This is a genomic window from Phenylobacterium sp. (assembly GCF_004799395.1).
Lineage (GTDB): Bacteria > Pseudomonadota > Alphaproteobacteria > Caulobacterales > Caulobacteraceae > Phenylobacterium.
In genome coordinates, this window is record NZ_SSMZ01000220.1 from 1 (window position 1) to 6,986 (window position 6,986).

The 6,986-nt window shown below is 70.0% G+C and carries 11 protein-coding genes; 10 read left to right on the forward strand and 1 reads right to left on the reverse strand.

Annotated elements, in window-relative coordinates; translation table 11 throughout:
- The first annotated feature begins 75 nt into the window (after nucleotides 1–75).
- The 5 genes from E8A12_RS14125 to proB all read left to right on the forward strand — a co-directional run bounded on the left by E8A12_RS14125 (nucleotide 76) and on the right by proB (nucleotide 3,744).
- Nucleotides 76–285 carry a 50S ribosomal protein L27 gene (locus tag E8A12_RS14125; protein WP_293369848.1) on the forward strand — a complete coding sequence of 70 codons (210 nt, stop codon included), beginning with the start codon at nucleotides 76–78 and terminating at the stop codon, nucleotides 283–285.
- A 129-nt stretch (nucleotides 286–414) separates the two neighbouring features.
- On the forward strand, nucleotides 415–951 hold the full coding sequence (locus tag E8A12_RS14130; protein WP_293369828.1) for a GNAT family N-acetyltransferase: 537 nt from the start codon (nucleotides 415–417) through the stop codon (nucleotides 949–951).
- Between the two features lie 62 nt (nucleotides 952–1,013).
- On the forward strand, nucleotides 1,014–1,571 hold the full coding sequence (locus E8A12_RS14135) for a biotin transporter BioY (RefSeq protein WP_293369830.1): 558 nt from the start codon (nucleotides 1,014–1,016) through the stop codon (nucleotides 1,569–1,571).
- A complete protein-coding gene (obgE, locus tag E8A12_RS14140) occupies nucleotides 1,568–2,623 on the forward strand; it encodes a GTPase ObgE (protein ID WP_293369833.1) in 1,056 nt (351 codons plus the stop codon). Before E8A12_RS14135 ends, obgE begins: the two co-directional genes overlap by 4 nt.
- Nucleotides 2,611–3,744: a glutamate 5-kinase gene (proB, locus tag E8A12_RS14145; RefSeq protein WP_293369851.1), complete on the forward strand. Its 1,134-nt coding sequence runs from the start codon at nucleotides 2,611–2,613 to the stop codon at nucleotides 3,742–3,744. The genes obgE and proB overlap by 13 nt, the downstream gene beginning before the upstream one ends.
- A 6-nt stretch (nucleotides 3,745–3,750) precedes the next feature.
- Here the strand turns inward: proB and E8A12_RS14150 are convergent, their stop codons facing one another.
- Nucleotides 3,751–4,338 carry a nucleotidyltransferase family protein gene (locus E8A12_RS14150; RefSeq protein ID WP_293369835.1) on the reverse strand — a complete coding sequence of 196 codons (588 nt, stop codon included), beginning with the start codon at nucleotides 4,336–4,338 and terminating at the stop codon, nucleotides 3,751–3,753.
- Between the two features lie 29 nt (nucleotides 4,339–4,367).
- Between E8A12_RS14150 and moaA the strand changes: the two genes are divergently transcribed.
- The 5 genes from moaA to moaC form a co-directional block, all read left to right on the forward strand.
- A complete protein-coding gene (moaA, locus tag E8A12_RS14155) occupies nucleotides 4,368–5,396 on the forward strand; it encodes a GTP 3',8-cyclase MoaA (RefSeq protein WP_293369837.1) in 1,029 nt (342 codons plus the stop codon).
- Between the two features lie 3 nt (nucleotides 5,397–5,399).
- Nucleotides 5,400–5,639, forward strand: a complete 240-nt coding sequence (locus E8A12_RS14160; protein ID WP_293369839.1) for a MoaD/ThiS family protein — start codon at nucleotides 5,400–5,402, stop codon at nucleotides 5,637–5,639.
- 9 nt (nucleotides 5,640–5,648) lie between these two features.
- Entirely contained in the window at nucleotides 5,649–6,104 is a 456-nt protein-coding gene (locus E8A12_RS14165) for a molybdenum cofactor biosynthesis protein MoaE (protein ID WP_293369841.1), read from the forward strand.
- A complete protein-coding gene (gene moaB, locus E8A12_RS14170; protein ID WP_293369843.1) occupies nucleotides 6,101–6,649 on the forward strand; it encodes a molybdenum cofactor biosynthesis protein B in 549 nt (182 codons plus the stop codon). Before E8A12_RS14165 ends, moaB begins: the two co-directional genes overlap by 4 nt.
- Nucleotides 6,646–6,986: cyclic pyranopterin monophosphate synthase MoaC (gene moaC / locus E8A12_RS14175; RefSeq protein WP_293369846.1), on the forward strand; the 341-nt coding region annotated here is incomplete at its 3' end. The genes moaB and moaC, both read left to right, overlap by 4 nt.

Below are 6,986 nucleotides of genomic sequence, written 5' to 3' on the forward strand. Positions count from 1 at the left end.
CCGCCGCAAAATTGAGGTCCGCCTGGGACCACGTCCTCGCGTTGAAGCCGTTCTCGCGGTCCATGCCCGTAGCGTCTGGGTGTGAAGAAGTTCGGCGGCGAGAACGTGCTCGCCGGCAACATCCTCGTGCGTCAACGCGGCACCAAGTTCTGGCCGGGCGAGAACGTGGGCCTTGGTCGCGACCATACCCTCTTCGCCACGGCCACCGGCGCGGTGAAATTCATCACCAAGCGTGACGACCGCACCTACGTGAACGTGGTCATGGCCGAGAACACCACCAAGTAAGTAGGCAACCGCCTTTCTCCGGTTCGCCTACGGGCTGAACCGGACAGACGAACCCAAGCGGGGAGTCCGGTCAGCAACCGGGCTCCCCGCTTTCGTTTTGGGCCCCACAAGAGGGCCGGGAGGTAGGATATGTGCGCAGTTGACGTGACCCCCGTCGTCTCGACGGAGCGGTTGGTCCTTCGCGGGCCGGTGATCACCGACGCGCCGGCCATCGCCAGCCTGGCCAACGACATCAACGTGGCCGGGATGACCACTTCCATGCCGCACCCCTATGGCCTGGAGGACGCCGAGGCGTTTGTGCGGCGCGCCCAGGCCTGCGATTGGCGCAGCGAGGCCCTGTTCGCGATCGAGCACCGCAGCTTCGGCGTCGTCGGCCTGCTGGGCTTCGACCACAAGCGCGGCCTGCGGACCGAGATCGGCTATGCGCTGGGCCGGCCGTTCTGGAACCGCGGCTATGCGACCGAAGCCGTGCGCGGTGGGCTGAAATGGATGAAGCGCGACTGGCGCAAGTCCATCGTCGTGGCCGGCCACTTCGCCGACAACCCGGCGTCCGGCCAGGTGCTCTGCAAGGCCGGCTTCCTCTACACCGGCGATGTGGAGCAGCGCCCCTGCACGGCGCGCGGCGGCCGGGCCGTGCCGACGCGGATGATGGTGTGGCTGGCTTGATGTCTCTGGCCCTTCTCCCCTTTTGGGAGAAGGGCCTTATTTTGTGCTAAAGGCCGCCCCTCATGACCGCCGCCGCCAACCCTTCACAGATACAACGTGCGTTCAGCCTGCGCTTCGCCGCGGTGCTGGGCGGCGCGGCGTTGCTGGCGCTGGGCTCGTGGGCGTCGGTTCCGATGATCCCTGTGCCGACGACGCTGCAGACGCTGGCGCTGTTCGTCATCGCGGGCCTGGCCGGGCCGGGCCTGACGTTTGGGGCCCTGGCCGTCTGGCTGGTGTTGGCCGCGTTCGGAGCGCCGATGCTGGCCGGATTTCATGGCGGATGGCAGGCGCTCACCGGGCCTACGGCGGGGTTCCTGCTGGCCTTCGCGGCCGTGGGTCCGCTGGCGGCCTGGGCCGTGCCCAAGACCAAGGGCGGCGACCTCTTCGCCGTATTCCTGGTCGGCCATAGCCTGGTGCTACTGATCGGCTGGGCCTGGCTGGCGGTCAATGTCGGCCCGCAGCAGGCGTTCCTCGCGGGCGTGCAGCCCTTCTTCTTCGCGGCCATCGCCAAGTCGGCAGCGGCCACAGTCATCGTGATGCTGGCCAAGGCCCGCTTTCCCCGGGTTGTCTCAAGGCCATGAAATTCCTCGACGAATGCAAGATCTTCATCCGCTCCGGCAACGGCGGCGGCGGGGCCGTGTCGTTCCGGAGGGAGAAGTACATCGAGTACGGCGGCCCGGACGGCGGCGACGGCGGCCGGGGCGGCGACGTCTGGATCGAGGCGGTCGAGGGCCTGAACACCCTGATCGACTTCCGCTACCACCAGCACTTCAAGGCCGAGACCGGCGTCCACGGCATGGGCCGCAACCGCCACGGCCACAATGGGGCCGACGCCACGCTGAAGGTCCCGGTGGGCACCCAGGTGTTCGCCGAGGACAAGGAGACCCTGCTCTTAGACATGGACGTGGCCGGCAAGCGGGTGCGCCTCTTGAAGGGCGGCAACGGCGGGTTCGGCAACACCTACTTCAAGGGTCCGGTGAACCAGGCCCCGATGCACGCCAACCCCGGCCAGGAGGGCGAGGAGCAGTGGATCTGGCTGCGCCTGAAGCTGATCGCCGACGTGGGCCTGGTGGGCCTGCCCAATGCGGGCAAGTCGACCTTCCTGGCCGCCGCGTCGGCCGCCAAGCCCAAGATCGCCGACTATCCGTTCACGACGCTGGCCCCCAACCTCGGCATGGTCGACCTGTCGGTGGGCGAGCGCTTCATCCTGGCCGACATCCCGGGCCTGATCGAAGGCGCTAGCGAAGGCGCGGGCCTGGGCGTGCGATTCCTGGGCCATGTGGAGCGCACGGCGAGCCTGATCCACCTGGTGGACGGCACGCAGGACGACGTGGTCGAGGCCTGGCGCACGGTGCGCCACGAGCTGGAAGCCTATGGCGACGAGCTGGGCGACAAGACCGAGTTCCTGGTGCTGTCGAAGGTCGACGCGCTGGACAAGGAGACCCGCAAAGCCAAGGCCAAGGCGCTGGCCAAGGCCTCCAGCGCCAAGGTGTGGCAAGTGTCCGGCGTCTCGGGGGAAGGGGTGACCGAACTGCTGCGCGAGGCCTACGCCCTGGTCCGCCAGCGCAAGAGCCAGGAAGCCGCCGACGCCCTGGAGGCCAGCGGCCAGGCGCCCGAGGACTGGGCGCCGTGACGGGGCTCGCCGAAGCGAAGCGGATCGTCGTCAAGGTCGGTTCGGCCCTGCTGGTCGGGGCCGACGGCGCCAACGCCCACTGGCTGGCCGCCTTCGCCGCCGACGTGGCGCGCTTGAGGGCGCGGGGGCAGCAGGTGCTGGTGGTTTCGTCGGGCGCCGTGGCGCTGGGCCGCCGGCGGCTGAAGCTGACGCGCCGCGCGCTCACCCTGCCAGAAAAGCAGGCCGCCGCCGCCGCCGGCCAGTCCGGCCTGATGCGGGCCTGGGAAGAGGCGCTGGAGCCGTACGGGATTTCCGCCGCCCAGGTGCTGCTGACCCGCGACGACACCGAGGTCCGCCGTCGCTGGTTAAACGCGCGCGCCACCGTCGAGACCCTGCTGGGCCTGGGCGTCGTCCCGGTGGTCAACGAGAACGACACGGTGGTCACCGAGGAGATCCGCTACGGCGACAACGACCGCCTGGCCGCCCGGGTGGCCCAGATGATCGGCGCCGACCTCCTGGTGCTGCTTTCCGACGTGGACGGGCTCTACACCGCCGATCCGCGAAACGATCCGTCAGCGGAGCATCTGCCGCGCGTCACCCGCTTGACGCGGCAGATCGAGGCCATGGCCGGGGGCGCCAACGCAAGCGCGGGCGTGGGGACCGGCGGCATGACCACCAAGCTGGCCGCCGCACGGATCGCCAGCGCCGCGGGCTGCGCCACGGTGATCACGCTTGGAAGCCGGCCGTCTCCGTTGCAGGCGGTGGAAGACGGCGAGCGGGCTACGGTCATCGAGCCCTCCACCACGCCGGCGGCGGCCTACAAGGCCTGGATCGCCGGCTCGCTCGCGCCGGCCGGCGCCCTGGTGGTGGACGATGGCGCGGCCGAGGCCGTGCGGCGCGGCAAGAGCCTGCTGGCCGCCGGCGTGCGGCGCACCGAGGGGCGCTTCGACAAGGGCGACGCCGTGGTGATCCGCGACGAGGCCGGGCACGAGATCGCCCGCGGCCTGGTCCGCTACGAGGCCGACGACGCCGAAAAGATCTGTGGACTGAAGAGCGAGGCGATCGAGGCGGCGCTGGGCTACACCTCCGGGCCGCTGGTGCACGCGGACGACCTGGCTCTGGGCGCCCACGCGCCGGCTTAACGTGGGCTAGCGCGAGAGATCGCCGCGCACATCCACGTCGAACAGGACGCCGTCGTCCGGGCTCTCCACCAAGGCCAACCGCTCTCCCAGGCCCTGAAGCACGCCGCGCGCGCCGGCGTCGCCGGTGAGGGCGAGGAGGTCGGGGAACAGGGTCCGGCTCAACAGGACCGGGTTGCCGCGACGGCCTTCGAACACCGGGGCTGCAGCCAGGGCGCCGGCGATCACCGCATCCGCCATCCGCTGCAGCACGGCCGTGGGCACGCGCGGCATGTCGCCCAGGAAGACAAACGCGCCGTCGGCGTCGGGCGACAGGCTGGCGACGCCTGTGCGCAGGGACGCGGCCATTCCCTCGGCGTGGTTCGGCGCATGGACGACCAGCACACGGGGGTCGAAGGATCGCGATGCGGCGGCCACGGCCTCGGCGTCGGCCCCGATCACCACGGTGACGCTGCGCACCGGCGCAACGAAGGCGGCGGCCAGCGCGCCCTCCAGCAGGACGCCCGAGCCCCAGGACGCCATGAGCTTTCCACCGCCGAACCGGCTCCCCGATCCTGCGGCCAGAACCAAGGCTTCGAAGGCATCCCCTGTCGCCAAAGGCTCTTCCTCTCTATGTTGACGGCTGCATGACGCCCTATGACGCCTCCTCGCCGCAAGGCTCGCGTGGTTTGACCGACAGCTTCGGCCGCACGGTGACCTACTTGCGCGTCTCGGTCACCGACCGCTGCGACCTGCGCTGCGTCTATTGCATGAGCGAGCACATGACCTTCCTGCCGAAGGTCGAGGTGCTGACGCTGGAGGAACTCGACCGGATCGCCAGCGCCTTCGTGGGCCTGGGCGTGAAGAAACTCAGGATCACCGGCGGCGAGCCCCTGGTGCGCAAGGGCGTCATGGGCCTGTTCCAGAACCTGGGGCGGCATCTGAAGTCCGGGGCGCTCGAGGAGGTCACCCTGACCACCAACGGCACCCAATTGGCGCAGCTCGCGGGGCAGCTGGCCGACGCTGGGGTGAAGCGGGTCAATGTGTCCCTGGACACCCTGAAGCCCGACCTGTTCCGGACCCTCACCCGAGGCGGCGACTTGGCCAAGGTGATCGCCGGCATCGACGCGGCCCAGGCGGCCGGCCTGAGCGTCAAGATCAACGCCGTGGCGCTGAAGGACGACAACGCCGCCGAACTGCCCGACCTGATCCGCTGGGCGCATGGGCGGGGCGCCGACATGACCCTGATCGAGACCATGCCTATGGGTGAGGTCGACGCCGACCGGACGGACCAGTACTTGTCGCTGACGGCGCTGCGGGCCGAGCTGGAAAGCTTCTGGACGCTGAGGGACCTGGCCGTCACCACCGGCGGGCCGGCGCGCTATGTCGAGGTGGCCGAGACCGGCGGTCGGTTGGGCTTCATCACCCCGCTCAGCCACAATTTCTGCGAGGCCTGCAACCGCGTGCGGCTGACCTGCACCGGCACTCTGCACACCTGCCTGGGCCGCGAGGACGCCGCCGACCTGCGCGCGGTGATCCGCGGCGGGGCCGACGATGCGGACCTGATCGAGGCGATCCGAGGCGCCGTCGACGCCAAGCCCAAGGGCCACGACTTCCACATCGAGCGCGCCTCGGCGCCGGCGGTCGCGCGCCACATGTCCACGACCGGGGGCTGAGCCGTGGCCCGCGTGCTGCTGTTCGGTCGGCTGAGCGACGTCGCCGGGTGGCGCGAACGTCAGGTGGAAAGCCCGTTCCTGTCGGCGCTCAGGGCCCGGCTGGCGGACGAGGACGCGGGGCTCGGCGAGGCCCTGTCCGGCCCGGGCGTGCAGGTGGCGCTGGACCAGGTGATCGTGCGCGGCGATGCGCCGCTGAACGCCGGAACCGAAGTCGCTTTCCTGCCGCCGATGAGCGGAGGCTAGGCGCGGCCCATGATCCGGCTGACCTTCGATCCCTTCGATCCGGGCGCCCTGCTCACCGAGTTCAGCCACGGCCGCTCAGAGGTCGGCGCCGTCGCCACCTTCACCGGCATCGCCCGCGCCGAGGCCGGCGCCACGGTGGCCCTGGAGCTGGAAGCCTATCCGGGCTTCACCGAGGCGGAGATCGGCAAGATCGCCGACGCCGCCAAGGTCCGCTTCGGCCTCGACGACTTCGCCATCCTGCACCGCGTCGGCAGAATAGGGCCCGGCGAGCCGGTGGTGTTCGTGGCCACCGCCGCGCGCCACCGCCGCGCCGCCTTCGAGGCCTGCGACTTCCTGATGGACTACTTGAAGTCCAAGGCGCCCTTCTGGAAGAAGGAGCATGGCTCCGACGGCGCCCGCTGGGTCGAGCCGCGCGACCAGGACCATGCCGACCTCAAGCGATGGGACAAGGAGACCTCGACGTGAATGCGCTGACCCCGGGCGGAAAGATCGACGAAAGCCGGGCAATCAAGCCCGTTCGCATCGCGGTGCTGACGATCTCCGACACCCGCGACGAGGAGAGCGATACCTCCGGCCACGTCCTCGCCGAGCGGATCAAGGCGGCGGGCCATGAGCTGGCCGACAAGGCGATCGTGCCCGACAGCATCGTGGCGATCCGCGAGAAGATCGAGGGCTGGGTGGCCTCCGGCTTCGTGGAGGCCATCGTCACCACGGGCGGAACCGGGATCACCGGCCGCGACGTGACGCCCGAGGCGGTCGAGCCAATGTTCGACAAGAAGCTCGACGGCTTCTCGGTGATCTTCCACATGGTCAGCTACCAGTCCGTGGGGCTGTCGACCCTGCAGAGCCGCGCCACGGCCGGCATCGTGAAGGGTGTGTTCGTCTTCTGCCTGCCGGGTTCGAACGGGGCGGTGAGGGATGGCTGGGACAAGGTGATCTCCGCCCAGCTCGACAGCCGCCATGGCCCCTGTAACATGGTCGAGCTCATGCCGCGGCTCCTGGAGACGTGAGCCAGCTCAGCCATATCGGGCCGGACGGCCGCGCGCGGATGGTGGACGTCTCCGACAAGGCCGCCACGGCCCGCGAGGCGGTGGCGGAAGGCTTCGTGCGGATGAACGCGGAAACTCTGGCGCTGGCCGTTTCCGGCCAGGGCGCCAAGGGCGACGTGCGCGCCGTGGCCGAGGTCGCCGGCGTCATGGCGGCCAAGCAAACATCGTCTTTGATCCCCATGTGCCATCCGCTGGCGCTGTCGAAGGTGGAGGTGCGGGTCGAGCCGGGCGAGGGCGGCCTGGCGGTGACCGCGCGGGTCAAGACCACCGGGCCCACCGGCGTGGAGATGGAGGCGCT